This is a genomic window from Acinetobacter seifertii (genome assembly GCF_000368065.1).
GTDB classification, from domain to species: domain Bacteria; phylum Pseudomonadota; class Gammaproteobacteria; order Pseudomonadales; family Moraxellaceae; genus Acinetobacter; species Acinetobacter seifertii.
On sequence record NZ_KB851200.1, the window covers coordinates 1,316,353 to 1,342,585 of the forward strand.

The following is a 26,233-nucleotide window of genomic DNA, read 5'->3' on the forward strand; positions in this document are numbered from 1 at the left end:
ACTATTCTACTGAGTGAGACAAAGCAACGCAACGCTTTGCCTTGTGAACCAGTGTTTTACATCCCAATCTATATAAATCACGGCTTTAAATTAGAATACTTTGTTTTAATTAAGAAATAATGAACTTTATAAGTAGCGCAATATGTAGTCTCTGAAACAAAAAAGCGGCCTTTAAATACTGACCGCTTATGAACTCTAGTTGGCTTAAAGCTTAAGCTTTTCTGCAACATAATCGGAGTCTTTATCTCCTCGTCCAGAAAGATTCACCACAATCATGGTTTCTTTCGGCAGCTTTGGCGCTTCACGAATTGCCCATGCAACAGCGTGTGAGCTTTCAAGCGCTGGAACAATTCCTTCTACACGAGAAAGTGTCATAAAAGCATCTAAACATTCTTGGTCGGTTGCAGTGCTATATTCCACACGACCTAAATCTTTTAAGAAACTATGTTGTGGCCCAACACCCGGATAGTCTAGTCCTGAAGCAATAGAATGCACTGGTAAAGGTTCACCAGCCTCATTTTCAAGCACATAACACGCCATACCATGAATTTGACTTGGCTTACCTAAAGTTAAGGTTGCCGAGTGCATATTGGTTTCTAAACCATGTCCAGCTGGTTCAACCCCAACAAGTTTTACATCCGAATCATTTAAAAACGCAGTAAACGCACCGATAGCATTTGAACCGCCACCAACACATGCCACCACATAATCTGGATTTTTACCAAAGCGCTGATGCGTTTGATCTTTAATTTCATTACCAATAATAGATTGAAAATCTCGAACCATTTTAGGAAATGGATGTGGTCCAACCACAGAACCAATGGCATAAATAAAGTTTTTAGGGTCTTTTAAATATTCTTCAAATGCGCTATCTACCGCATCTTTTAAGGTTGCTGTACCACGTGTAACTGCCACCAAATGTGCACCCAAAATTTTCATTTTGACGACATTTGGATGTTCTTTTTCAATATCAACTTGACCCATGTGAATTTCACACGGAATACCCACTAAAGCACACGCTGTTGCCAAAGCAACTCCATGTTGACCTGCTCCAGTTTCAGCAATGACTTTCTTTTTGCCCATATATTTAGCAAGTAAAGCTTCACCTAAGCAGTGATTAATTTTGTGGGCACCCGTATGATTTAAGTCTTCACGCTTTAAATAAATTTGTGCGCCGCCTAGCTGTTCTGAAAGACGTTTTGCATAAAATAAAGGACTAGGACGACCTACATAATTTGCAAAGAGATCCGATAATTCATTTTGAAATTCTGGTGTGTGGCGAATTTCTTCATAAGCAACATTAATTTCATCCATTGCTTCTTTTAAATGTGGAGGAATAAATTGCCCTCCATACTCACCAAAAAATCCTTGTTCATTCGGTAAAGCAATACCATTAATTTGATGTTGCATATCATCCCTCTATTTTAAATTATTAAAGTTATCAAGTTTATCGAGAAAGGTAACGCGTTAAATCCTCAATGCCTTTTAGGGTCATTGGATACATATGGTTTTCAAAAATCTCTTTAATCCAACCAATTGTTTGTGTGTAATGCCAATACCCTTCTGTTTCAGGATTTAACCATGCTGTTTTATCAAAATGCTGACGTAGGCGGCGTAACCAAATTTCACCTGCCTCATCATTCATATATTCAACCGAGCCACCTACCGATTTCAGCTCATACGGTGCCATACTGGCATCACCTACCACAATTACACGATAGTCGCGTCCGTAAGTATGAAACAAATCCCATGTATTCATACGCGTAGCTGTTCTTCGGTAGTTATCTTTCCAAACATAGTCATAGAGACAATTGTGGAAATAAAAGTATTCAAGTGTTTTGAATTCTGTTTTAGCTGCGCTGAATAACTTTTCACATTGGGCAATATGAGCATCCATTGAACCGCCCACATCAAACAACATCAATACTTTGATTCGATTACGGCGCTCTGGAACCATTTGAACATCCAAGATACCTTGCTTGGCTGTTTCCCGAATTGTTCCGTCAACATCTAGCTCTTCAGCAGCACCTTGACGAGCAAATTTGCGTAAACGTCGTAACGCAATTTGCATCTGACGAGTTCCAAGGACTTGGTCGTCATCTAGGTTTTGGTATTTACGCTGTTCCCAGACTTTAACCGCCGAACGTTTACGCCCCGGCCCACCAATTCTGACGCCTTCTGGATGGTCACCAAAAGCGCCAAAAGGTGATGTTCCACCTGTGCCAACCATACGGTTACCACCTTGGTGTTTTTTATGCTGTTCGCGTAAGCGTTCCTCTAGCATTTTCATCAGTTCTTCTAAAGAGCCTGCTTTTTGAAGTTCAGCTCTTTGCTCTGGTGTTAAATGCTTTTCGAGAAGTTCTAAATCGAACCAGTCTTTTGGTAATTTATGGACTTGCTTGAGTAATTCATCGATATCAAAGGTTTCTATGCCATCAAAGTAATCTTTCATGGCACGGTCAAACTTATCAAAAAAGCGTTCATCTTTAACTAAAATGGTTTTAGCAAGCTGGTAGAACTCTTCCTGATCGGCAAAAACTAAACCTTCACTTACTGCACGGTTTAAGTCAATGAGCTCACGTGTAGTAACTGGAACACCGTATTTACGTAAGGTGTAAAATAACCGCACAAACATGGGTTATTCCCTCCTTTAACGTCGTGACATGAAAGCCAAACGTTCAAGCAGTTGCACATCTTGCTCGTTTTTAATGAGTGCGCCATACAAAGGTGGAATCGCTTTTGATGTATCTCGATTACGTAATACATCTTCAGGCATATCATCTGCCATAAGCAGACTTAACCAATCGATTAATTCTGAAGTAGATGGTGGTTTCTTCAAATTAGGAATTTCACGAAGTTTGAAGAAAACTTGAAGTGCTTCATTTACTAAGGTTGCAGAGATACTTGGGAAATGTACCGAGATAATTTCACGCATAGTTGCTTCGTCTGGAAACTCAATGTAGTGGAAGAAGCAACGACGCAGGAACGCATCTGGTAATTCTTTTTCATTATTTGAAGTAATAATTACGATTGGACGTTGAGTAGCCGTAATCGTTTCGCCTGTTTCATAAACATAAAAAGACATCTTATCAAGTTCATGTAACAAGTCATTTGGAAACTCGATGTCCGCCTTATCAATTTCATCAATTAAAAGCACACAGCGCTCTTCACTGGTGAAAGCTTCCCACAGTTTACCGGGCTTAATATAGTTCTTAATATCGTAAACACGATCATCACCGAGTTGACTATCACGCAAGCGGGACACAGCATCGTATTCATATAAGCCTTGCTGTGCTTTAGTCGTTGACTTGATGTGCCAAGTGATGAGTTTTAAACCAAGACTTTCTGCAACTTGCTCAGCAAGTAAAGTTTTACCTGTACCTGGCTCACCTTTAACCAATAAAGGCTTTTGCAAAGCACGAGCTGCTTTTACAGCAAGTTTAAGACTATCAGTCGCGATATATTGATCTGTACCGGTAAAATGTTGGGTATCAGCAGACATGTAGAGACCTTATTTTTCTATTTCAATGGTTAGATGGAACGCATGCTCTTGTTTGTTGAATATTTTGACCAACAATAGCCAATAACCAAACCTAGACCAACCACAAACAGAATTAAGGATAAATTTGACCAGATTAAAGGACTGTCTTTAGTTAACACACCAAACAGTAAACCAAAAATAGCTGGTGCTACAGATGCATTAGGCCCTTCCGAAACGGTTGGCGTCAATAAAATAGCAAACACAACTAACCAGCTTATTGCGCCAAAAGTAGTAGGTAAACGACGCATTAAACGCCACCAACACCACAAAGCAATAAGAGCGCCAACGCCATAAGCTGTTAAAGCAATGATTTCCTCAGGAATTGCATCGAGAGAAGAAAGTAATTGATTTAAAACTCCAGCTTGATCTTCACGCACCACGTAAGCCCTCTGGTTCAACTGCATTTGGGTTAATTAACCCTTCTGGCGGCATCTGAATAAAGAAACCTTTTGTTTGTAATGAGTCTAGAACATGTAAAACATTTACACGCGCTAATTTACGTGTTGGAGCCAATTCTAAATGCATGACAAATGTTGCACGACCAAATGCTTGTAAAACAGCTTCTGGAACTTTTTCAAACGGATCGGTTTGCTCCGTATCATCAGGATAGTTTGGACGAGCAATATAAATGTACATTTCATCTTTTTTGCTCGATCTATAAATATCACAGTGCATTTCAAATCAACTCTTGAACTAAGGACAGCATACATGAAAAAAAACAACAGACACACGCAGGTTTGTTTACGCATCAGTCGTTTTTTCTTTTCTTGCGAAATATTAACCCACAACAATCATTAAGGTCGACAAATAACTTTTAATTTTCTAAAGTTTTAAATTTTCTACCTTTAATAACCTATTAATTTTACATAAAAAATCCTTTGAACTACTTTTATAAAATGAAAAAATTACATTTTGAAAACAATCAAACTTTAATTTAACTGAAGTTAATCCAGTTTAATTTATTGAAAATTATAAATTTAATTTAAATTCTGCTTTAAATTAAACCTTGGTAAGTTTTAACTTATGCATACAGGATAAGACATTATTTAACCGATTATAAATTCGGATGTGTTTCAATAACTATAGATCTATAAATAGGAGGTCTATGCTATGTCTCGTGGCGATAAATCATCTTATACAGCAAAGCAAAAGCGTCAGGCTAAACATATTGTTGAGAGTGAAGTAGATAGAGGTCATTCTCAAGAAGAAGCTGAACGTATTGCATGGTCTACCGTCAATAAACAAGATGGCGGTGGTAAGAAAAAATCACATTAAAATTACCACTAGATACTTCTTTGGTTAACTTGATGACTAAAGAAGTATCCTATTAATAAGCTAAACAAAGACTTTAAAAGACTCTTGAGCCTTGCATATAGTCATTACTCACCTGATTTAACGCACTCAAAATTAAGCTGTCATCTTGAGTAAGTAAGGCCTCATTTAAATGACTCATGTAATTCATTAATGTTTCTTTTGAAGCTCGCGCAAACTCGGTAGTCACTGCTTCATCTTCATATAAGATTACATAACTACGAGCAAACCCATAAATAAGATAAGTCGCTGATTTTTGGTTTAGATCTGGAGATTGTTTTAGATACTGCTCACACGCATTTTTTAAGTTTTTAAATGCATCTGTACCAGTAGATTGATTTTTGAAAGATGAAAGTATTGTTTGGAAGTTCATATCCATATTCCACTCAAAAAATAAAGCTACAGAAGAAGTATAAGCCTGTCAAACAATATATTGATTTTTATAAATTTAGATTGTAAAAAAATATAAGAAACGCCCTAAAGTATGGGCGTCTGATAAAAAATTTAGAAACTAACTTCAATATTGACCGTTGTACCAGACTGTTCAATATTAGTTGAAACATTAAAACCTCGAGCTTTTAGCTCTTCTTCTACTTGGGTAATATGTTCAGGATGTAAGGCATCTATTGGAAATTGAAACACTGCTCGGCGTTTACCTTCTTTGGAAATTTCCTCAGTTCCAGATAAGATTTTTTCTAACAATATTGTTTGATCAATTTTTACATCTTTAGCATTTTTTCTTGCCTGTTCAGCATTAAAATTATTAGTCATGTTTATCTCTCTAGTTATTAGTAAGCTTTATTTATAGCATAAAAAATTAATTTCAATATTAACTTATTATTGATTTTAAAAACTTTTTAAGATTGCACAAATAAAATTAGAGGCCTCCTCTCCCCGAGAAGGCCTCTATATTTCTGCACCGAAACAAACTTATAGTTATATATTATTTATTTTGAAATTGTTTTTCTTGCTGCCAAGAATATACAGACCTGTATATATACGCAATTGAATTTTTCTCATGAATAAAGTTAATTTAATTCAGCATAGGTATATATAATTAAGATTAACTGATATTTATAGTAATTAAACTTTAAAAAAGTTCACCAATATAAAGCAAAGCTAAATAAAAAATTAAGTTCATAAAGCTGTGCTTATAAAATAGTCTTATTTTAAAGTAATATTAACAAGCATTATTTGAATAAATATTAGCCAAACAAACTATTTCTTAAATACAAAGAGTTTATTTGAACTAAAAACACCTTTATAAATTTAAAATAAGAGACTTGCCTTCTCTTCTGTAAATAGCTCAATAAGCGGTTTGGTGAGTAATTCGTAACGCCACCCCAACAAGTAATCAGGTAAATCTTGTTCGTCACCTTTAGAAAGCACATGCTGATGAATCGCATTTAACCATTTCTTACGAAGCAAAACTTCTTTTGGAATGGAGGTCTGATCTATAGCATTAGCAATTAACGCATCCATTTTATCTAAAGTTTTTTTCGAAGTAATTTTAAAAGGTTTAGCAATTTTAGCTGGCCATTGTCCTTCTACTGGTAAGTCTTTTAAAAGATCCAGAATAATCTTGCCATATTCACGAACAACATTTGGGCGAATATCTCTGACTTGAGATAATTGGAAATTATTACGCGGATTCTTTTCGACTAAATCAATCATTGTCGAGTTTCTAAGAACAAAACTACGTGGCTGGTTAGTTGCTTTAACTATATGTTCTCGCCATTCACTCAAATTCTGCAACTGCATTAATTGACGACGCGAATGTCGATAATTCCCTACATCTGTATAAAGCAATGAAGTTGGTGTTTCACTAATAATTTCTTTGGTGAGACTACTGCAATCTTCAACAACATAGTCGTAAAGCCCTTTTTGTTTAAGCTGCTCCTGAATATGGGTAGCCAATTGCATAAGATATAAAACATCATTTGCAGCGTAACATAGCTGTTGAGGAGATAAAGGTCTCGCCAACCAGTCTGAACGTGTTTGATCTTTTTCAATGTCAATGTCTAAACAAAGCTTTAAAGCACCTTGATAGCTGACTTGTAAACCATGTCCGAGAAAAGAAAGCCCAACTTGAGTATCAAAAACATTTAACAGGTTTTGTTCATCGGCATAGTGGTAAATTAAATCGATATCTTCACTACATGCGTGAAAAATATTTTGTTGAGCAACAAAGATTTTTTTCCAAAACTCAGTTAAATCTAACGATACCCCATCCAACAAATATACGTTTTCGTTGACATTGACCTGACATACTCCAAGTTTAGGCCAAAGGGTGTCAACCTTAATAAATTCTGTATCAAGTCCATATGTTGAACATTGATCCATTTGTTGAAGGACATCAACCAATTCGGTTTGCTGTTGGATAAACTGAAACATGCTTTCTCAAGTAAATGCAAAGAGTGCTTTAAACTCTGGTATATATAACATAGCAATAGAAAAATGCTACTGAATCTCGGATGAATAATCTATTTTTGAACAATTTCCCTAAAAAGAGATAATTTTTTGATCATTATTTTAAAGTTTTTCAATTTAACACCCTTATAAAATTTATTTTTCCACAACCGCTTCTTTTTAATTTATATATTCACTAAGTAATTTTTAAAAATATACTTTTGTCTTTTAAAACTATTTTTAATAATAGGATTGATTTTAAAAACTTTGAAATAAGCACCGAAGTACTTATTTCATACGCATGCGGTTATGAACAGCCTGACTTAATGTATGACTATCAACATATTCAAGTTCACCACCTTGTGGTACACCCTGAGCAATACGTGTCATATGAATAGGTAAATGTTTCGTGGCTTCGACCAAATAGTGTGCTGTCGCCTGACCTTCTACTGTAGCATTAGTTGCCAAAATAACTTCTTCAATAGTTCCTTGGCTTAAGCGTTGAATTAGGTAAGGAATACCTATTTCCTCTGGCCCGATCCCATCTAAAGGAGAAAGATGACCACCTAGTACATGGTATTTGCCACGGAAACTACCACTTTGCTCAATTGCCATCACATCTGCCGGAGACTCAACTACACAAAGCAGTTGATCTTCTCTTTCTGTTGAGGCGCAAATGTCACAAATTTCGTGCTCTGTTAAAGAGTGGCAAACACTACATTCATGAATATAACTTGATGCTTCATGTAGAGCATGCGCTAAAGCAAAGGCACCTTCACGATTTTTCATCAACAGATGTAAAGCCATACGTTGGGCCGACTTCGGTCCAACGCTTGGCAAAATACGTAAAGCTTGAACGAGTTGTTCAAATCTATCACTAAACACTGAATTTCCTTAGAACATGCCTGCTAAACCAGGAGGTAAACCCATACCTGAGTTAGCTTTTTGCATTTTCTCTTCAGAAATTACTTCTGCTTGACGCACAGCGTCATTAACCGCAGCAGCAATCAAATCTTCAATCATGTCTGGTTCATCTTGAAGTAATTCTGGATTAATTTCGATACGTTTTACGATATAACGACCAGTCATGGTTACTTTAACTAAACCACCGCCAGCTTCGGCATGTACTTCAGTTTGAGCAAGCTCTTCTTTGGCCTTTTTTATATTTGATTCCATATCTTTTTGCATGCGCTGCGCTTGCTGCATGAGCATATTGATATTCATAAACCTAACTCCGTATCTCTATCAAATATGATTGATAGTCACATAACACTTCGGAACTTAAACTCTTTTATTACCCCGACCGATCATCAAGATCATTGAGGTCATTACGTTTAAATCAAAATTAATCCGCAATTCTGACACAATAAATTAATGTTTTCTATTGGTATCTATGAAACTATTTTCGTTAACTCATCCATTTAAAGTTTTCTATACAAAAGTTTTGAGACTTAGGAACTGGTTCTTTAATTTAACTGACACTACTGTGAAGCTTGAAGATTTTTATTGTCAGGTTTGTATTCATTTAAAGGCATTTTCTGAAAAGAGGCATTTGCTTTTTCAATTGAATGATCGGCATCTTCAACTGATTTATTCGCATCATTAATCAACAATACAGTTTCGCTGATTTGAGTTGGTTCATCTTTTTGGGCAAATACTCTATATCCAATTAAACCAATTGCCCCTATAGCGACTAAAAAAATTATAGGTTTAAGCATGGTTAAAAACTCGCTTTGTTATTTTTATTAACTTTAGAACTTTTTTACGTTTCGATTTTAAAGTCATTTATAACAAAATGTAGTTTTTTTATTTCAATCGTTGGTTAAAAGTAAAAGTGAATTTAAAGAAAAGCCATACTAAAACCAGTATGGCTCAGTCTTAAATATATAAATTAATTAGATTAAATCTAATCCGCGTGAGATATCACCAATAATATCGTTAATATCTTCTAAACCAACTGAAACACGGATTAAACCTTCTTGAATTCCTGCTGCTTGTTTGGCTTCAGCAGAAAGTTTGCCGTGTGTTGTTGTCGCAGGGTGTGTGATTGTCGATTTAACATCACCCAAATTACCTGTAATAGAAATAAACTTGGTGTTATCAATTACTTTCCAAGCGCCTTCACGTTCACCTTTAACAACGAAAGAAACAATCCCACCAAAACCATTTTGCTGTTTTGCTGCAAGTTCGTGTCCTTCGTGAGTTGGAAGGCCTGCGTAGTAAACTTTTTCTACTTTGTCATGGGTAGATAACCATTCGGCAAGAATTTGAGCGCTCTCACAGTGTGCTTTCATACGTAAGCGTAAAGTTTCTAGACCTTTTAAGAAAACCCATGCATTAAACGGGCTCATAGATGGGCCCAAAGTACGGACAACACCAAAAACTTCTTCTAAAAGTTGATGTTTACCAACAACTGCACCACCTAATGCACGCCCTTGTCCATCTAAATATTTAGTTGCCGAGTAAATGACAAGGTCTGCCCCAAATTTTAATGGTTGCTGTAAAACAGGCGTACAAAAACTATTGTCAATCGCAAGCAATGCGCCATTCGCATGCGCAATATCTGCAAGTGCCTGAATATCAGCAATTTCAGCTAATGGATTTGATGGTGACTCAACAAATAAAAGTTTAGTTTCTGGACGTACTGCATTTTTCCATGCATCCAAGTCACGTAAATCAACAAATGTAATATCTACACCAAACTTGGCAATATATTTCTCAAATAGAGCGACAATTGAACCAAAAACAGCTCTTGAACAGATGACATGATCACCCGCTTTTAGATAAGCCATAGCAATCGACAGAATTGCGCCCATTCCAGAACTTGTCGCAACAGCACGTTCAGCACCATCTAAAGCTGCTAAGCGTTTTTCGAACATCGATACAGTCGGATTGGTAAAACGAGAATAGATATTTCCTTGAACTTGACCAGAAAATTTTGCAGCCGCTTCAGCAGCATTTTCATATACAAAAGATGAAGTCAAAAAAATCGGTTCGCCATGCTCACCTTCAAAACTACGAGTATGTCCGGTACGAATGGCTAAAGTATCAAGTTGGTATTCTAAATCATCAGACTGGTTCATTAAATGTTCGCCTTTACTGGTCATGTACTAAAAACTATCATCATTTTGAGTGCCTAGGGTATTTAAGGTCAAGGTAAACCTGAAAATTATCGCTTAGACTTCAATCAATCTTTAGTATAGTTGGTAAAACAAGATGAAACGCTTAAAGTCCCTTGTCTCTGAACAAAGTCAAATCAAGCACCTCTCTACCCGACTATTCCACCCCAAAACACTGGTGTTGTCACAAAGCACGCATTTCGAAGTTATTGGTCAATTTAATGGAACTCGCATTCGTTACTATGCTGCTGCTCAAAAGCGCTTTAAAGAACCTTTAGTTTTTGTTGCACCTTTAGCGATTAATATGGCGATCTATGATTTATATCCCTATCGTTCTCTTATTAAACATTTCCAGAATGCAGGTTTCGACGTATACCTTGTCGATTGGGGACGTTTAGGATTTAAAGATAGACATCTAAACTTTTTATCATTTATTGAAGATTTTATTCCTAAAGCCATCGAGGTAATACGAACGCATTCAGGTAGCAGTCAAATTTCACTACATGGATGGAGTATGGCAGGCATATTCGTTACTTTATATACGGCGCATAACCAACCTAATTATGTCAAAAACCTTATAGTGTTAGGCAGCCCTATCAATAGTTATGCATCTGGTTATATTGGAAAACTCTACAGAACCATAAATAATGCTATTAGTCATAATAAAAAACTTCAGCAACGTATTTATTCTGGTTTACCAAAGCGGTTGATTCATACTCCAGGTATTTTAAATTCTTTGGGATTTAAAATTCTTGACCCAAAAGGCTGGTTCGACGGTCATATTCAATTACTCAAAAACCTGGCGAATTCAAACATGAGGTGCGACAGTTTCAAAAGCCATATGATAATCAACAAGCTGAGCAAATTTCTCTAATGGTGTAAGCCAATCTAACGCCTTTCTAGGACGAGTATTCAGTGACATGGCAACTTGATTTAAATAATGCTGATCTGCCTGATTTAAATCAATCCCTTTAGGTAAATATTGCCTAATTAAACCATTCATATTTTCGCATGTGCCTTTTTGCCAGGGTGAATGTGGGTCACAGAAATATACATCTATGCCTAAATCTTCTTCGAGTATTTTATGTTCTGACATCTCACGTCCACGGTCATAGGTCAACGTTTTACGCAGTTCTGCAGGTAAATATTTCAGAGCTTCAGTTAAAGCCTTGCGCACTGATTCTGCCTTTGCATCAGGTAATGTTGCCAAGATACAGAGCCGTGTATTTCGTTCAATAAGTGTTGCTATCGAACTTTTATTGTCTTTACCTTTAATTAAATCAGCTTCCCAATGACCCGGTATTTTTCTTTCTTGAACTTCGGCTGGGCGCTCATGAATAGTTTTAATATCCTGTAATATAGAATCTTTTTTAGGTTCACCGTTAGCTTTTCGCTTTTTATTTTCATGACGTAGACAGGATAATAAGTCTTTTTTCAACTCACCCTTGGGTAATGCTCGTATCGTTGAATAAATCGTTGTATGGCTTACATTCATTGTTTGATCCAAATCAGGAAATGTCTTTAAACGCTTTGCTATTTGCTGAGGAGACCATAAACAACGGATCGCTTCAACAATAAATTTCCAGAGGATTGAATCGATTTTGAGTTTTCTGTGACCACGTCTACGTCTAGCAAAAGTGTTATCAGAAGCATATTGAGCTTGATAAACGTCATTGATGCTATTTCTTTTAAGCTCACGATAGATCGTACTAGGATGTCTTTTAATAAGTTCAGCAAATTTTCTGGCTGAAAAGCCTTCTTTTCTTGACTCAAGCATTAATGCAGTACGATCTTCAAAGTTAAGATGATGGTATGACAATTTTATATACTCCATAAACCCTTTAAATTAATTAGGTGGTTTATGTCGCACTTCAAGTTTTACTCTGCCCCTTCATGACCTTCAATTTGTACAAGAGCACGCCACATTAAGTAGTTTTTTAAACAATATGATTGATTATCCTGGTGGTATTAATCAGGACATGTTATTCAACGTATGGCTACAAAATCCGTTGAATCAAGGCTATATTCAATTAAAAGATAAAAAAATTGAATTAAAAAATATTGATTGTTCTCTTCTAGTCGGTGCAGGTCGTAGCGATCAATTAGTCACAGCAGATGCTGCTCAGCCATTAAGTCAATTAACCAGTAGCCAAGATGTGACATTTACTCTTATTCCCGGAGGTCATTTAGGACTGATGTCTAGCCAAGCAAGTGCACAAGAATTTTGGCCTAAACTGGCAGATTGGTTGACGGAACGTTCGACTATAATTTAAAAAACAACTACGAAAAAGCCCTGATATAAAGGGCTTTTTCATTTTTTATAAACCATAACTATATATTTGATCAGTTTTGAAGATTGCTAATATTAGAAATCTTCAACATACAACCGAGTTAAAAAGATATCTTTTTAAATACAAAATACCCTACCTTACTTTCGAAACTTCCGTCTTTTTGAAGGTTGAAATATTTTCTGACAATATCTGATGCATTTTCTTGTAGATACTTAAGCGTTTTTATCTGATCTTCAGGTGTTTTCATACGCTTTACCCAACTATCAAAATCTAGCATGAGCGATTGTTTGTCTAAAGCAGTTAACTCAAAGCCAGCGTCCTCAATGAAGTAAACCCATTCTTTAATACTGTAATTTCTTACATGACTCGGGTCTCGAATCACTTCTATAGTTTGCAAAAAGGTATCTAATATGGGAAAACTTGAGCTAACAATATCAACAAAAATAACGGTACCATTAGGTTTTAAAACCCGGTTTATTTCTTTCATGGCCGTTGGTACATGTTGCCAGTGATGAGCAGAATATCGACTAATGACTACATCAAACTGTTCATCTGTAAAAGGCATATCTTCAGCTATACCTTGTTGTACAAAGATATTCTTTATTTTTCGGTCATTGGCAGCTTTTGAAACAGTATCGAGCATTTCATGAGATAAATCATAAGCAAAAACCAGATCAGCATGATGAGCAACGTTATAAGCCACATGACCACCACCACAACCTAAATCTAAAACAACCGCATTTGGGTATTTCTCAATTTCTTTAATAAATTTATCAAATTCAACCCCTTCAGAATGAGCGGTGCTATTCAAATAACTTAAAGATTTATTGTGGTACTGCTTTAAATTAATCTCATGTTGATTCAACATGGCTTATTCCTCTTTTTCGATAAACTAAACATAGAAGAAAAAGCTGATAAAAAATAATGATTAGTTTTTAAATAATTAATAACCTAAAGTTATCAATAAATCGTAAAATTCCCTATAAAAACAAAGAAACCACCTGCTGGTAGTTTCTTGAAGTAAAGAACAAGTTCATATTGAAAAATTTACTTAGATATAAATTTTATATTGAATTTTCTAGCTTGTTTTCGAACCTCAGGATTATTAGGTAAATTAAATGGACTTGAACGCCATATAGCTTTTTCAATACTTGATTTAAACTTTGGATCTTCTTTATCAAGAAAAATAATTTGCTCAATTTGACCTGTGTCAGTTAAAAAAACTTTAACACTAGCACTCATACCAGATGAAGATGACGGGACATCCCAAGTTCGAAAGATTTTTTTCTGATATTGTTGCTTATATTTTTCAGCTTCTAATATCGTTTTATCATCATTACTTTTTGGTGATGATAATGACTTAGTATTAATTGCGCACCCGCATAATAAAAATATAGAAGTAAAAATAATGATACTTTTCATTTATAAAACCAATTTTTTCAATGATTAAAATTTAACATTTTATCTTTTTAAAAACCACCAAACTGGTGGTTTTATACTTAGCAGCTTTTACTAAATAGTAATGCTAGTAAATTTAATATTTCAGCTAATTGACCAGTTTATTTAGTTTAACTATTCAATTTCAAATTTTGTTCACTTATTAAAATGCTACCTCATAACGTGAATTGATATTTGAATGTTCAGGCATGTTAGCAATATCTTGCTCAGTAAAAATTCCATGCTCAGGTACTTTCGTTCCATTAAATGCGGTATTCACCGGAGTAATTGGTGACTTGCTAACATAATTTTCATCAGCTTTATGGGTGAGTGATGCACAACCATTCAGCGTCAGTACCACAGCAAAAGCGAATAACAATTTTTCCATACAGCCTACCCATTGTTGTAAAAAATAAAACAATCTATCAAATTAAACAAAAATTGTCACATATTTAAAACGATCATATTTTGATCGTATTTTAACAAATCTTAATAAAATGCAAACCAATTTGCATAAAATGTTAAATTGTGTAAAATACCTAAATAATTTAACGATATGCTTTAACTTATGGCTTTTCTACTTTTTTTATTTTTATTATTTACATTCGTGCTTCTTTTAAATGCTCACTATAAATAAGTGGAGTATTTAGCTATAAGTTATTATTTTAATGCATATTTTATTAGTTTAAAAACAAGAATATTTTCTTCTCATTCAGCCAACTTTTCAGTTTAAATTTATACAAAAAATAAAAAGCCCGCTTTGTAAGCAGGCTCTACCCTTTTGATTTTTTGCGCTGATCATTCAGGACTTTTGCTGTTTGTGACAGCGATCGGATATTACACTTATACTTAAATATTAAAAAGAATAATATTATTTAAATTGATGTTTTTACTCATCAAGTTCTATCGGATCACCGTCTTCAGGGCGAATATGGGCGAATTCAAACATGAGGTGCGACAGTTTCAAAAGCCATATGATAATCAACAAGCTGAGCAAATTTCTCTAATGGTGTAAGCCAATCTAACGCCTTTCTAGGACGAGTATTCAGTGACATGGCAACTTGATTTAAATAATGCTGATCTGCCTGATTTAAATCAATCCCTTTAGGTAAATATTGCCTAATTAAACCATTCATATTTTCGCATGTGCCTTTTTGCCAGGGTGAATGTGGGTCACAGAAATATACATCTATGCCTAAATCTTCTTCGAGTATTTTATGTTCTGACATCTCACGTCCACGGTCATAGGTCAACGTTTTACGCAGTTCTGCAGGTAAATATTTCAGAGCTTCAGTTAAAGCCTTGCGCACTGATTCTGCCTTTGCATCAGGTAATGTTGCCAAGATACAGAGCCGTGTATTTCGTTCAATAAGTGTTGCTATCGAACTTTTATTGTCTTTACCTTTAATTAAATCAGCTTCCCAATGACCCGGTATTTTTCTTTCTTGAACTTCGGCTGGGCGCTCATGAATAGTTTTAATATCCTGTAATATAGAATCTTTTTTAGGTTCACCGTTAGCTTTTCGCTTTTTATTTTCATGACGTAGACAGGATAATAAGTCTTTTTTCAACTCACCCTTGGGTAATGCTCGTATCGTTGAATAAATCGTTGTATGGCTTACATTCATTGTTTGATCCAAATCAGGAAATGTCTTTAAACGCTTTGCTATTTGCTGAGGAGACCATAAACAACGGATCGCTTCAACAATAAATTTCCAGAGGATTGAATCGATTTTGAGTTTTCTGTGACCACGTCTACGTCTAGCAAAAGTGTTATCAGAAGCATATTGAGCTTGATAAACGTCATTGATGCTATTTCTTTTAAGCTCACGATAGATCGTACTAGGATGTCTTTTAATAAGTTCAGCAAATTTTCTGGCTGAAAAGCCTTCTTTTCTTGACTCAAGCATTAATGCAGTACGATCTTCAAAGTTAAGATGATGGTATGACAATTTTATATACTCCATAAACCCTTTAAATTAATTAGGTGGTTTATGTCGCACTTCAAGTTTTACTCTGCCATGTCTTGTTCCGTCATCGGCAGGATCAACGCTAGATCCATCCTTAGTGATCGAGTTATACATTTCATCCTCTTTTTTATCGTCTATAAATTCTTCATCTTCAAAATCAAGAGGCTCTTCATCATCTTCAAAGTTTAAAGGCTTTTCTTCATCTATCATGTGATTCATCCTTTTTAAGTTATGTCATTTCATGCTCAATTAAATACAGAATATATTCAACAGTGAACACACATCATTTATGTAACGAACACTTAAGAAATATTAAAAGATATAAAATTAAAAAGATGTTATTCGAAGTACTTTAAAAATTCTTTAATAACAGGCAAACATTTAAAACTTTCATGAGCGTTCGCTAACCTCCCCATTCATATTTTGACTTTATACAAAAAGCTTTCTTCGACCAAAGTCACGCATTCGCTCCCGTACCCGTTTGTTTTCGCCATAAACTGCAATGACAGTAATAAATAGTTTTCATTTAAAGAAATATAGAAATTTTCTTGATTACATAAACAAGAACCGATGTTACTCATATAGCGTATTTAATTCATCACTATGAAATTTTAATAATCGTTTTAAATATTTATTATGTATATATTTTTATTATTTAATCTAAAATAAAATATAACTAATTGATTTAATTTAAATTTTAAAAAAGATATTGATATGTAAAGCTTTTTTGTATTATAAGATAAAACATGATTTTTAATAACACTTGAGTAATTAATAGTCATTGAAATATTGGGAATAAACCTTATATTGAGTACAGGTTCATACCTTAACTGAGGAAAAGCTCATGAATAAATTATTGGTTGCAGTATTCACTGGAATGGTATCTCTTGCCGGCTTCAGTGCTCAAGCTGCAACACCTGAGCAAGAATGTCAAAAATTGCAAGATGATTACAATTTGATTTATGCATCAAAAGGCTTTTGCTTTAAAGACCAAGATGCTAAAGAAAAATATGGTAATGAAAACTGTCATACGACTAAGCCAAAATTCTCTGATAAAGAGCAGCAACGTCTAGACGCAATTAAAGAACGTCAAAAAGAATTGAAGTGTAAATAGTACTTAAAGGAATAATTCATGGCATATGATGATCAAAATATCTTCGCAAAAATTTTACGTGGTGAACTTCCAGCGATAAAACTCTATGAAGATGATCAAGTTCTAGCTTTTATGGATATTATGCCCCAAGCCGATGGTCATGCATTAGTTATTCCAAAAACTCCTGCAGTAACTTTACTTGATTTACCCCCTGAGGGAGCAGCTTACACCATCCAGATTGTGCAAAAGATTGCGAAAGCAATGGAAACAGCACTAAACCTAGATGGTATTGTTCTCATGCAATTATCTGGCGCCGCTGCTGGACAAACTGTCCCTCACGTTCACTTTCACCTAATTCCAACAAATGTTCACCAGCTTGGTAAACATGCTGCGCAATTAGGAGATCAAGATAAAATCAAGGCTTTAGCCGAAAAAATTAAAGCAGTTCTTTGATTTAAAGAGTTAAAAGCGGAGCTTAGGCTCCGCTTTTTTTATTTAAAAAGTGTAATAAAATCAAAATAAAATAAAGTATTTCTAATTCTTATTTGTCATAAAACTGTCATTTCTTCTTCACTCCACTGTCACAAAGTTTACAGATACTTCTTAGCAAGTTGGTGAGCTTCTGTAACTTTTTGTACATAAGCCAACTACAAAATAAAAGTTAGCTAGGCATACGCCATTTAAAAATACCTTTTGGAGAAATCTCAATGAAGAAATTGCTTCTCGCTGCCGCAGTTGCAACTCTAAGCGTAAACGCGGTGCAAGCAGCGCCAACTTTGTACGGTAAACTCAATGTTACCATTGACCAAGTTGACAACAAAAATTTCGATGGTAAAAGTGACGTTACCGAAGTTAACTCTAACGCGTCTCGTATTGGGGTAAAAGGCGAAGAGAAATTGACTGATAACTTGTCAGCAGTTTATTTAGCTGAATGGCAAATTAATGCTGATGGTGATGGTACAGATCTTGGTCAACGTAACCGTTATATCGGTATCAAATCAAATAATGTTGGTACATTAAAAGTTGGTAAATTTGACTCTTACTTCAAAAATGCCGCTGGTAACTACCAAGACATCTATAACGACCACACTATTTTAGATATTACCAACACAATGTATGGTGAAGAACGTCTAAATAACGTTATTGGTTTTGAATCTGATCCTAAACTTCTTGCTGGTGTAACATTCAATGTAATGTTCCAACAAGGTGAAACGCCTGCTGATCCAACTCCAGGCGCATCTGGTAACGATGACAAACGTAATGGTTTTGGTGACTCAGTTTCAGGCTCTCTCGGCTACGAAAATAAAGACATTGGTTTAGCATTGGCTGCTGCTGCTAACTACAGCGTACAAGGTAAATACAATGCTTATGGCCTTAGCAATATTTTCTCTGATGCTTACCGTGTAACAGGTTCTTACGATTTTAGCAAGCTTGGCGCAACTGGTCTTGTGTTGGGTGGTTTATGGCAACATGCTGAACCAACTGATGAGTTGACTAAATATAAAGGCTTACAAGAAGATGCATGGGTTGGTGCTATAACTTACAAAATTGGTGAAACACCTTTTGTTGTAAAAGGACAATACCAATCATCTAAAGCTTCTGTAGATGGTCAGCAAGATCGTAAAATTGATCAATACGGCGTAGGCTTAGACTACAAAATCAATAAACAAGCACGTTTCTACGGTATTGTTGCTCAACAAAAACGTGACTGGCTTGCTCAAGACGATAAACGTACTGTTGTAGGTGCTGGTATGGAATATAACTTCTAAGTTATTAACCATCCTTCATAAAAATAAAAGGGCTTGCGCCCTTTTATTTTATTGTACGTACTAAAAAAGCCGATATAAAAATGATCGGCTTTTTTAAAGTATATCTCTTATTTTAAGAAACCACTTACCAGATTCATCACATTTTGAATGTCTTGATTCGCTTCTTGATGATCTGTACTGTCACCCTGAGGTGTTAAAGAGTCAATAACCTGAGGTAACACAGATGCGATCGCACCATAAACTTGTTCTTTTGGCGCTTGAGCCTGCTGGGCAACTTGCTCAATATCTGCTGGGTTAAATAGGCTTTGTAATTGCTGGGTAGGAACTTCACTATTACTTTGATTTGGGTCAACCCAACTTTGAACTTGGCTACCTAAGCCAGCGCCTTTTAACTTTTCTAAAGCAGCTTGTAATCCACCTTGTTGTTGAACCCAACCTAAAATTAAAGGTACAACCGCAATTAATAAACTTTGTACGCCACCACCTGTTTGAGGTGCATTGTTGTTGCCTGTCACTTGTCCTAATACCGAACCTAATACTCCACCCAAACCGCCTTGAGCACCAGAAGAAGTATTACCGCCCATTTGTCCCAATACAGAACCTAAAATTCCACCCAAACCACCTTGACCTGATGCTTGCTGGTTCCCACCTAAAGCCTGCTGAGCCAAAACTTCTACAATGTTGCTTAAATTTGTCATGTGTAACTCTTATGTATGGTTTATACACGAGCATACGCGGATTCTTGTTGAGACAGCAAAAGCCAAATTGTTAAATTTTGAAAGAGATTTAGTGCTCTTTTACCAGCGGAATTTATTCCAGTTCTCTGGGTTTGCCCAGAACTTTGAATTAAACCAATCTGGAACATGCTTATAGGTCAAGATGTTAAATTGCCATAAAGCAAAATCACTATCATGTGATGTTTTATCAATGAGTTGCGTAAAACCTAAAGAACGTAATAACTGTTCATCACTGCGTTTACTTACTACAACAATTCGTTTTGCTAATAAATCTCTTAGCTTCACTAACAATTGTGACTTTTGTAGTTCAGTTATGTTCTGCATTTCATCTGTATCAAACAATACAAAACCCAAATCATAACGCTGAGTAAAAGGCAGACTTAAAAGCTCAATTACGGTAAAATAGTGCCATTGAATTGCGTTATTCTGGTCAATTTTCTGGCCAATACAAAGTGCAGTATGAATGGGCTGTTCGTTTGATAAATCGTCTAGCATAGAAGTGATGACATTTTGTTCAGCCATAACTGCAACCCTTAATTGAAAGATGTGAGTTTAAACTTTATGGAACTACAAGGCATTTGCCATAAAATGCATGCAGGCCTAAAAGATGCTAGTGTAACTGATCAACAGACAACCAAGGCAAATGTTGAATACAAATTTGTATTAGACCGTTCAGAAATTGATCTTCCTTTTAATTTAGGACAAGAACTAGAAATCGAATGGACAGGTAATATCTATTGCACTTCATGTGGCACTAAAACACCGAAGTCTTATTCTCAAGGTCACTGCTTTAAATGTTTTAAAACAAAAGCTGAATGTGACCTATGCATTATGAAACCAGAAACATGCCACTACCATTTAGGTACATGTCGTGAAGATGACTTTGCCCATAATGTTTGTTTCCAACCCCATATTGTGTACTTGGCAAATTCGAGTGCTTTAAAAGTAGGTATTACTCGTGTTAGTCATATGCCAGGTCGTTGGTTAGATCAAGGAGCAACTCAGGCTTTACCAATTATGAAAGTTGGATCACGCCGTTTATCTGGTCAGCTTGAAACGATGTTTGGTTCTTTAATTGCTGACAAAACTGATTGGCGTAAACTCCTTAAGGGTGAAGCTGAACCTCTTAAACTGACAGAACAGCGTGATCAATTAATCGCGGAGTTTGCACCAAAAATTCAAACGATTCGTGAGGAATTCAGCCAAAATCTTGAATTTAACGAAACTGTTGAATTATTAGAAGATGAGTTACCGCGCGAATTTGTCTACCCAGTAGAACAATATCCTGAAAAAATTAAATCTCTAAACCTAGATAAAACACCAAAAATTCGTGGTGTATTACAAGGTATTAAAGGCCAATATTTAATCTTTGATATTGGTGTGATCAACATTCGTAAATATACGGGTTACGAGCTTATTATACGTGCCTAGATAGGTTTTAAAGCCCCTAAAATGGGGCTTTTTAATTAAGATAATCTGTTTCTGAATAGCCAAGCTGCTAAAGGTAAAGTAACTACTCCCAGTATAATCATTGGGATAAAGTTGTATTTGACTTGTGCAAAGCCTGCACCTTCCAAATAAACTCGTTGTACCAAGTTAATTCCAAATCTTAATGGATTTGCGTACGTTGCTATTTGTAATACTTTCGGCATATTTTCTACTGGTGTAAGTAAGCCTGAAAGTAACATTAAAGGCATAATGAGTAAAAACGTAAATAGCATGGCTTGTTGCATATTTAAAGATAACGCTGAAATAGATAAACCCACACCAACTACAGCTACGTTAAAACTCAATAAACCAAAATAAAGTAGCCCAATAGAGCCATACATGGGAATTTTAAACCAGAACAAAATAATCAAGAGAATAATAGTTGATTGCATCAACCCTACAAAAATTGGCGGTAAGGCTTTACCAATCATAATTTGTAATGGTGTATATGGTGTCACTAGTAACTGATCGAAAGTACCTTGCTCACGTTCACGAGCAACTGATAAAGCAGATAAAAGTAATGTCTGCATCATACTTAAAGCTGCAATTAATGATGGCATTAAGCTCCAACGAGACTCTTGATTTGGGTTGTACCATGTTCTTGTTTCAAAACTAATCGGCAAAGCTGAGTTAAATTTTTGCTGATTAAACTCCCCAATTATTTTATTTAGATATGAACCGGCTACAACTGCGGTTGATGAATTCCTACCATCAACAATGACCTGTATAGGTGAACTTTGGTTATCATTTAATTTGTTCTCAAAGTCTGAAGGAATCGTAATCACGACCAGTGCCTGACGGCTATCAATTATTTGTTTGATTTGTTCGGTATATTCAAGTGTTGCAACACGTTTAAAAATACCAGAACCATCTAGTTTTGAGATTAGCTCATATGAGACTTGTCCATTACTCTGATCTAAAATTGCATAGTCCACACGGTTAACATCATAAGTTGCAGCATAACCGAATAAAAGTGCCTGCATGAGGGCTGGTACAAATAGAATGACTCTATTTGCAGGGTCACTAAAAATGGTTAAGAATTCTTTTTTAACTAAAAAACTTAAATGTTTTAGCCAAGCGATTAGTTGCTGCCCCATAACTTTATCCCAACCGTTTTTTTAGTGAAAAGTTCACGGCACATATCAAAACGACGATATATCCCAGTAAAAAGCCACATTCTTTAAGCCATAACTTCCAATCATCACCTCCCATAAATAAAGTTTTAATTAAAATCATAAAGTGTGTAGCTGGAAGCAATTGGCTAATAATTTGCACAACTAAAGGTAAGTTGCGGGTATCGAAAACAAATCCTGACAGCATAAGTGCGGGCATAAAACTTGCCAATAAAGCAATTTGACTTGCCTGAAACTGACTTTGAGCAAAACCGGATATAGTTAAACCAAGTAATAAAGAAACAACTAAATAGAGAAATGAAGCCGATAAAATTGCGAATAATGAACCGCGCATGGGCACTTCAAAAATAAAATAGGCAGCAATAATACAGATCACGATATCAATCATGCCGACCACCACATAGGGAATGAGTTTTGCTAATACAATTTCAAAAGGTCGTACGGGCGTAACAAATAAGGCTTCTAGTGTTCCTCTTTCCCTTTCACGGGCAATAAGCAGCCCCGTTAAAAATGCGCCAATTAAAGTCAAAATGAGTACCATTAAGCCAGGGACTAAAAACCAAGTACTATTCGCAGATTCGTTAAACCATATTCGTTGTTCAATATTAATGGCGCTTGACGTTGCTAATATTTGCCCACGGTCAACTTGTATAGACGGCGCGGTAGCTAAAGCACCTGCAACATAACCTTCTAAGGCTGTTGCTATGGTGGTGGATGTACCATTTAATAATAGTTGAACCTTTGCATTACCTTGCTGTGCCTGAGTGGCGAAATCTGAAGGAAAATGCAAAATGGCATCAATTTCGCCATCTCGAATGGCCTGCTCTGCTTCAGGTAAATTATGAAACTCTTGACTAGTTAAATATCGTGAGCCATTCAAACCCGCTAAAGCTTGATGGATTTGTGGTGAAGACTGATCAACGACAACTCCGACCCTGGCCTGATTTAAGTCAAAGGAAAGTCCATAACCAAACAGTAGAATTAAAATAACAGGCAAAACGAGTCCAATTCCGAGGCTACTTTTGTCACGAATGAGCTGCTTAGTTTCTTTACGAACTAATGCGATCAATCGATTCCAAAATCCTAAGCTCATTATAGACCTCCTAAACAGCATGCCTTAAAGCACGTGCTTGTTCCACAATCGCTATAAAAGCCTCATTCATGTCACCAATATGCTTATCTTGACTGGCTAAATTACGTACTTGTTGGGGTGAGCCTAAGGCCAATAACTTTCCAGCATCCTGTATTGCAATGCGGTCACAATATTCTGCTTCCTCCATAAAATGAGTGGTAATAATGATAGTAATCCCTTGATTTGCCAGCTCGCCAATGCTGTACCAAAATGAACGCCGTGCAAGTGGATCAATACCACTCGTAGGTTCATCTAAAAATAAAATCTCTGGGTCATGCAATAATGCGGCAGCCATAGATAATCGTTGTTTATAACCCCCTGGTAAATCACCGCTTTTAATATGTGGCTTTAAATCGTATTGCTGTAAGGCTTTATCAATTTGTTGATTTAGTTTTTTGCCAGCTAATCCATAGGCCCCACCAAAAAATTTTAAGTTTTCCAAAACTGTTAAATTACTATAAAGCGCAAATTTTTGAGAGACATACCCTACTTTTGCTCTGGCCTCAGCACGAGCTGTACGTAAGTTTTTACCAGCAACTTCTAGATACCCACTGCTTGCTGGTAACAATCCACATAACATCCGAAATGTTGTGGTTTTACCCGCGCCATTCGGCCCAAGTAATCCAAATATTTCGCCTCGCTTTACATCAAATGATGTATTGGCAACGGCAGTAAAATCACCAAAGGTTCTAACTAAATCTTTAACCACAATGACGGGTTGTTCTGATTTCAAATGATTGTTTTGTTCTAATTGAAAATTCTGCTCAGGAACAGATACTAGTTTTCGTTGCTTTTGAGTCTGCTGCAACAACATCATAAACGCATCTTCAAGTTCTGCTGATCGCCTATGAGCGACTAGCCCCTGAGGTAAAATATCTGTTGATAATTCTTTTTGGCGACCGATAAAATTTACTTGTTCACCCTTTGGAACAGCATCAATAATGTCAACAGAATTTCCAAGCAATTGAGCTTGTAAAGTCCGTGCCTTAATTTGCTCTGAAAACTTTACTTTCCATGTTTGTCCATGCGCTATTTCTTTTAATTGCTCAGGTGAACCTTGCTTTAAAATTTTGCCCTCATACATGATATACACGTAGTCACACTTTTCTGCTTCATCCATATAAGCTGTACTTATAATAACGCTTAAGCTTTCTTCTTGAACAAGCTGTTCAATAATGATCCATAAATCTCGTCTTGATAGAGGGTCTACTCCAACACTAGGCTCATCAAGTAACAATAACTCTGGTGAACGAACTAGAGTACATGCCAGACCTAGTTTTTGCTTCATACCACCAGAAAGTTGCCCAGCTAGACGCTCAGTGAATTGAGTAAGATCCGTTATTTCCAATAAACGTTTAAATCTTTGACTACGTACTTCCCTTGGAACGCCATGTAAGTCAGCATATAAATCTAAATTTTCTTGTACACTTAAGTCTTCGTAGAGCCCAAAGCGTTGTGGCATATAACTAATACGGTCTTGTACAGCTTGCGAGTGTTTATCGATATCAAATCCAAGCACATGCAAAGAACCAGAAGTTGCTTTATATAGTCCTGCAATTAATCTTAATAAAGTTGTTTTTCCTGAACCATCTGGGCCAACTAAAGCAGTAAGCTCACCTTTTTTGATTTGCATATTCAAATCATTAATTGCCTTAATTTCTGCTGATTTTTTATTTTCAGCTTTAAAAGCCATAGATAAATGATGAGCTTGAACCACTACATTATTATCAGTCATGAGCTTTCTCACCTGAAACAAGTGGTACTTTTACAGTCACTGGTTGACCCATTTTCAATTGATCATCCGGGTCATTTACATAAACCCGAACTTCATAAACTAGAGTTGTTCTTATCTCATCAGTCTGTACAGTTTTAGGAGTGAACTCAGCCACAGAAGATATATAGCCAATTTTTCCATTGATAGGTTGATTAGGGTAAGAATCACGAATGACCTGTGCCGTACCACCCATATGAATGGAACTTAAATCTTTTTCATTTGCATATACACGAACCCATTTGGGATCGGTCAAGGCCAGTGTATAAACTGCCATTTGTGCAGTAGTCATATCTCCAACTTCTTGTAGTCGAGCCCGTACTACAGCATTTACAGGAGACTTTAGTTCAGCTTGACTAAGGTTATAGTTGATTAGATCTAAATTAGCTTTGGTTGCGTCATATTGTGCTTTGGTTGCTTCCCGATCCTCTTGTCTAGCCCCTTTAATGATCAATTCTAAATTAGCTTGTCTTTCACGGACTGCTGCTTCAGCACTATGTTGATTGCTTTTGGCATAGTCGAGCTCTTGTTGGCTTATTGCCCGACCATCGGTACTGTTCACCAATATTTGCAACCTTTGCAAGTTTTTGCTGGATTTATCTAAGTCAGCCTGTGTAGAAGCAAGTTGTGCTTTTGCTTGACTAATTTCTTCTGGCCGAGCTCCGACTTGTTGTTTAACAATTGCCTCTTGTTGAGCTTTAAGTTGTGCTTGAGCTTGCTTAGCCTGAATTTCTAAAGAATTGGTATTCAGGGTCGCCAGTACTTGACCTGCTTTAACTTTATCGCCTTCTTGAACTAAGAGTTTCTCTATACGGCCAGACTGTTCAAATGCGAGGGAAACTTGGCGAATATCCACGTTTCCATATAGAGTCAAATCATTATCTTTTTGATTCTTATTATTATATTTCCATACCCAGAAGCTGATGATAACCAGAGCTAAAATAACTAGGACTATGGCAATCACTTTTTTATTCATCTTATTATCCTTCTTATTAAATTCAAATTTTCTTAGTTTAAATTCAATTTAAATTT

General features: G+C 35.9%; 29 protein-coding genes and 3 pseudogenes. 7 read left to right on the forward strand and 25 right to left on the reverse strand.

Annotated features, from left to right (window positions below):
- Nucleotides 1-204: 204 nt before the first annotated feature.
- From trpB to F985_RS13600, 5 genes are read right to left on the reverse strand one after another with little or no spacing between them, the layout of a single operon-like run.
- Nucleotides 205-1,410 carry a tryptophan synthase subunit beta gene (gene trpB, locus F985_RS13580; protein WP_004701803.1) on the reverse strand — a complete coding sequence of 402 codons (1,206 nt, stop codon included), beginning with the start codon at nucleotides 1,408-1,410 and terminating at the stop codon, nucleotides 205-207.
- Nucleotides 1,411-1,447: 37 nt separating this feature from the next.
- Nucleotides 1,448-2,635, reverse strand: coding sequence for a vWA domain-containing protein (locus F985_RS13585; protein ID WP_004701805.1), 1,188 nt, complete (start codon nucleotides 2,633-2,635; stop codon nucleotides 1,448-1,450).
- Nucleotides 2,636-2,650: 15 nt separating this feature from the next.
- Nucleotides 2,651-3,502 (reverse strand): AAA family ATPase, encoded by an 852-nt coding sequence (locus F985_RS13590; protein WP_004701808.1) that lies wholly within the window; start codon nucleotides 3,500-3,502, stop codon nucleotides 2,651-2,653.
- A gap of 29 nt (nucleotides 3,503-3,531) precedes the next feature.
- Nucleotides 3,532-3,918 (reverse strand): hypothetical protein, encoded by a 387-nt coding sequence (locus F985_RS13595; RefSeq protein ID WP_019459071.1) that lies wholly within the window; start codon nucleotides 3,916-3,918, stop codon nucleotides 3,532-3,534.
- A complete protein-coding gene (locus F985_RS13600; RefSeq protein WP_004701812.1) occupies nucleotides 3,911-4,216 on the reverse strand; it encodes a YcgL domain-containing protein in 306 nt (101 codons plus the stop codon). The genes F985_RS13595 and F985_RS13600 overlap by 8 nt, the downstream gene beginning before the upstream one ends.
- A 435-nt stretch (nucleotides 4,217-4,651) precedes the next feature.
- Between F985_RS13600 and F985_RS13605 the strand changes: the two genes are divergently transcribed.
- On the forward strand, nucleotides 4,652-4,816 hold the full coding sequence (locus F985_RS13605; protein WP_000086293.1) for a hypothetical protein: 165 nt from the start codon (nucleotides 4,652-4,654) through the stop codon (nucleotides 4,814-4,816).
- A gap of 73 nt (nucleotides 4,817-4,889) precedes the next feature.
- Here F985_RS13605 and F985_RS13610 read toward each other — a convergent pair whose 3' ends face one another.
- The 7 genes from F985_RS13610 to F985_RS13640 all read right to left on the reverse strand — a co-directional run bounded on the left by F985_RS13610 (nucleotide 4,890) and on the right by F985_RS13640 (nucleotide 10,344).
- A complete protein-coding gene (locus F985_RS13610) occupies nucleotides 4,890-5,225 on the reverse strand; it encodes a hypothetical protein (protein WP_081401370.1) in 336 nt (111 codons plus the stop codon).
- Nucleotides 5,226-5,356: 131 nt separating this feature from the next.
- The gene (locus F985_RS13615) at nucleotides 5,357-5,623 is read right to left on the reverse strand and encodes a hypothetical protein (protein ID WP_004701816.1); all 267 of its coding nucleotides are present in this window, start codon (nucleotides 5,621-5,623) and stop codon (nucleotides 5,357-5,359) included.
- 498 nt (nucleotides 5,624-6,121) lie between these two features.
- On the reverse strand, nucleotides 6,122-7,246 hold the full coding sequence (locus tag F985_RS13620; RefSeq protein ID WP_004701818.1) for a ribonuclease D: 1,125 nt from the start codon (nucleotides 7,244-7,246) through the stop codon (nucleotides 6,122-6,124).
- A 303-nt stretch (nucleotides 7,247-7,549) separates the two neighbouring features.
- Nucleotides 7,550-8,146, reverse strand: coding sequence for a recombination mediator RecR (gene recR / locus F985_RS13625; protein ID WP_004701819.1), 597 nt, complete (start codon nucleotides 8,144-8,146; stop codon nucleotides 7,550-7,552).
- A 9-nt stretch (nucleotides 8,147-8,155) separates the two neighbouring features.
- Nucleotides 8,156-8,485 carry a YbaB/EbfC family nucleoid-associated protein gene (locus tag F985_RS13630; RefSeq protein WP_002113538.1) on the reverse strand — a complete coding sequence of 110 codons (330 nt, stop codon included), beginning with the start codon at nucleotides 8,483-8,485 and terminating at the stop codon, nucleotides 8,156-8,158.
- 257 nt (nucleotides 8,486-8,742) lie between these two features.
- Nucleotides 8,743-8,979 (reverse strand): hypothetical protein, encoded by a 237-nt coding sequence (locus F985_RS13635; RefSeq protein WP_004701821.1) that lies wholly within the window; start codon nucleotides 8,977-8,979, stop codon nucleotides 8,743-8,745.
- Nucleotides 8,980-9,156: 177 nt separating this feature from the next.
- On the reverse strand, nucleotides 9,157-10,344 hold the full coding sequence (locus F985_RS13640; protein WP_004701824.1) for an O-succinylhomoserine sulfhydrylase: 1,188 nt from the start codon (nucleotides 10,342-10,344) through the stop codon (nucleotides 9,157-9,159).
- A 133-nt stretch (nucleotides 10,345-10,477) separates the two neighbouring features.
- Between F985_RS13640 and F985_RS13645 the strand changes: the two are divergent.
- Nucleotides 10,478-11,227, forward strand: a pseudogene (locus F985_RS13645) (alpha/beta fold hydrolase); the annotation flags it as partial.
- Here the strand turns inward: F985_RS13645 and F985_RS13650 are convergent.
- Nucleotides 11,189-12,214 (reverse strand): IS30-like element ISAba125 family transposase, encoded by a 1,026-nt coding sequence (locus tag F985_RS13650; protein ID WP_001988464.1) that lies wholly within the window; start codon nucleotides 12,212-12,214, stop codon nucleotides 11,189-11,191. The pseudogene F985_RS13645 and the gene F985_RS13650 overlap by 39 nt on opposite strands.
- Before the next feature lie 55 nt (nucleotides 12,215-12,269).
- Between F985_RS13650 and F985_RS13655 the strand changes: the two are divergent.
- Nucleotides 12,270-12,653: pseudogene (locus F985_RS13655) on the forward strand (alpha/beta fold hydrolase); the annotation flags it as partial.
- A gap of 118 nt (nucleotides 12,654-12,771) precedes the next feature.
- Here the strand turns inward: F985_RS13655 and F985_RS13660 are convergent.
- The 6 genes and pseudogenes from F985_RS13660 to F985_RS26155 form a co-directional block, all read right to left on the reverse strand.
- Nucleotides 12,772-13,539 carry a class I SAM-dependent methyltransferase gene (locus F985_RS13660; RefSeq protein ID WP_004701831.1) on the reverse strand — a complete coding sequence of 256 codons (768 nt, stop codon included), beginning with the start codon at nucleotides 13,537-13,539 and terminating at the stop codon, nucleotides 12,772-12,774.
- Nucleotides 13,540-13,718: 179 nt separating this feature from the next.
- Complete coding sequence (locus tag F985_RS13665) at nucleotides 13,719-14,093, reverse strand: cell envelope integrity TolA family protein (RefSeq protein WP_004701833.1); 375 nt, start codon at nucleotides 14,091-14,093, stop codon at nucleotides 13,719-13,721.
- Nucleotides 14,094-14,271: 178 nt separating this feature from the next.
- Nucleotides 14,272-14,496, reverse strand: a complete 225-nt coding sequence (locus F985_RS13670) for a hypothetical protein (protein WP_004701835.1) — start codon at nucleotides 14,494-14,496, stop codon at nucleotides 14,272-14,274.
- A gap of 553 nt (nucleotides 14,497-15,049) precedes the next feature.
- Nucleotides 15,050-16,075 (reverse strand): IS30-like element ISAba125 family transposase, encoded by a 1,026-nt coding sequence (locus tag F985_RS13675; RefSeq protein WP_001988464.1) that lies wholly within the window; start codon nucleotides 16,073-16,075, stop codon nucleotides 15,050-15,052.
- Between the two features lie 12 nt (nucleotides 16,076-16,087).
- A complete protein-coding gene (locus F985_RS13680; RefSeq protein WP_004701837.1) occupies nucleotides 16,088-16,288 on the reverse strand; it encodes a hypothetical protein in 201 nt (66 codons plus the stop codon).
- 250 nt (nucleotides 16,289-16,538) lie between these two features.
- Nucleotides 16,539-16,659: pseudogene (locus tag F985_RS26155) on the reverse strand (GFA family protein); the annotation flags it as partial.
- Nucleotides 16,660-16,922: 263 nt separating this feature from the next.
- Between F985_RS26155 and F985_RS13685 the strand changes: the two are divergent.
- The 3 genes from F985_RS13685 to F985_RS13695 all read left to right on the forward strand — a co-directional run bounded on the left by F985_RS13685 (nucleotide 16,923) and on the right by F985_RS13695 (nucleotide 18,940).
- On the forward strand, nucleotides 16,923-17,192 hold the full coding sequence (locus tag F985_RS13685; RefSeq protein WP_004701840.1) for a YARHG domain-containing protein: 270 nt from the start codon (nucleotides 16,923-16,925) through the stop codon (nucleotides 17,190-17,192).
- 18 nt (nucleotides 17,193-17,210) lie between these two features.
- The gene (locus tag F985_RS13690) at nucleotides 17,211-17,624 is read left to right on the forward strand and encodes an HIT family protein (RefSeq protein ID WP_004701842.1); all 414 of its coding nucleotides are present in this window, start codon (nucleotides 17,211-17,213) and stop codon (nucleotides 17,622-17,624) included.
- Between the two features lie 254 nt (nucleotides 17,625-17,878).
- Nucleotides 17,879-18,940, forward strand: coding sequence for a porin (locus F985_RS13695; RefSeq protein WP_004701846.1), 1,062 nt, complete (start codon nucleotides 17,879-17,881; stop codon nucleotides 18,938-18,940).
- Between the two features lie 107 nt (nucleotides 18,941-19,047).
- Here the strand turns inward: F985_RS13695 and F985_RS13700 are convergent, their stop codons facing one another.
- Together F985_RS13700 and F985_RS13705 are read right to left on the reverse strand one after the other, a co-directional pair.
- Nucleotides 19,048-19,638: a YidB family protein gene (locus F985_RS13700; protein ID WP_004701848.1), complete on the reverse strand. Its 591-nt coding sequence runs from the start codon at nucleotides 19,636-19,638 to the stop codon at nucleotides 19,048-19,050.
- A 99-nt stretch (nucleotides 19,639-19,737) separates the two neighbouring features.
- Nucleotides 19,738-20,199, reverse strand: a complete 462-nt coding sequence (locus tag F985_RS13705) for a DUF6231 family protein (RefSeq protein WP_004701849.1) — start codon at nucleotides 20,197-20,199, stop codon at nucleotides 19,738-19,740.
- 39 nt (nucleotides 20,200-20,238) lie between these two features.
- On the opposite strand from F985_RS13705, the gene F985_RS13710 reads away from it, so the two are divergent.
- Entirely contained in the window at nucleotides 20,239-21,108 is an 870-nt protein-coding gene (locus F985_RS13710; protein WP_004701852.1) for a DUF2797 domain-containing protein, read from the forward strand.
- 35 nt (nucleotides 21,109-21,143) lie between these two features.
- Here F985_RS13710 and F985_RS13715 read toward each other — a convergent pair whose 3' ends face one another.
- The 4 genes from F985_RS13715 to F985_RS13730 are packed head-to-tail and all read right to left on the reverse strand — an operon-like array spanning nucleotide 21,144 to nucleotide 26,177.
- On the reverse strand, nucleotides 21,144-22,262 hold the full coding sequence (locus tag F985_RS13715; protein ID WP_004701853.1) for an ABC transporter permease: 1,119 nt from the start codon (nucleotides 22,260-22,262) through the stop codon (nucleotides 21,144-21,146).
- Nucleotides 22,263-22,266: 4 nt separating this feature from the next.
- On the reverse strand, nucleotides 22,267-23,391 hold the full coding sequence (locus tag F985_RS13720) for an ABC transporter permease (protein ID WP_004701855.1): 1,125 nt from the start codon (nucleotides 23,389-23,391) through the stop codon (nucleotides 22,267-22,269).
- A gap of 10 nt (nucleotides 23,392-23,401) precedes the next feature.
- Nucleotides 23,402-25,165, reverse strand: a complete 1,764-nt coding sequence (locus F985_RS13725; RefSeq protein WP_004701856.1) for an ATP-binding cassette domain-containing protein — start codon at nucleotides 25,163-25,165, stop codon at nucleotides 23,402-23,404.
- Nucleotides 25,158-26,177, reverse strand: a complete 1,020-nt coding sequence (locus tag F985_RS13730; RefSeq protein ID WP_004701858.1) for an HlyD family secretion protein — start codon at nucleotides 26,175-26,177, stop codon at nucleotides 25,158-25,160. The genes F985_RS13725 and F985_RS13730 overlap by 8 nt, the downstream gene beginning before the upstream one ends.
- Nucleotides 26,178-26,233: the final 56 nt, after the last annotated feature.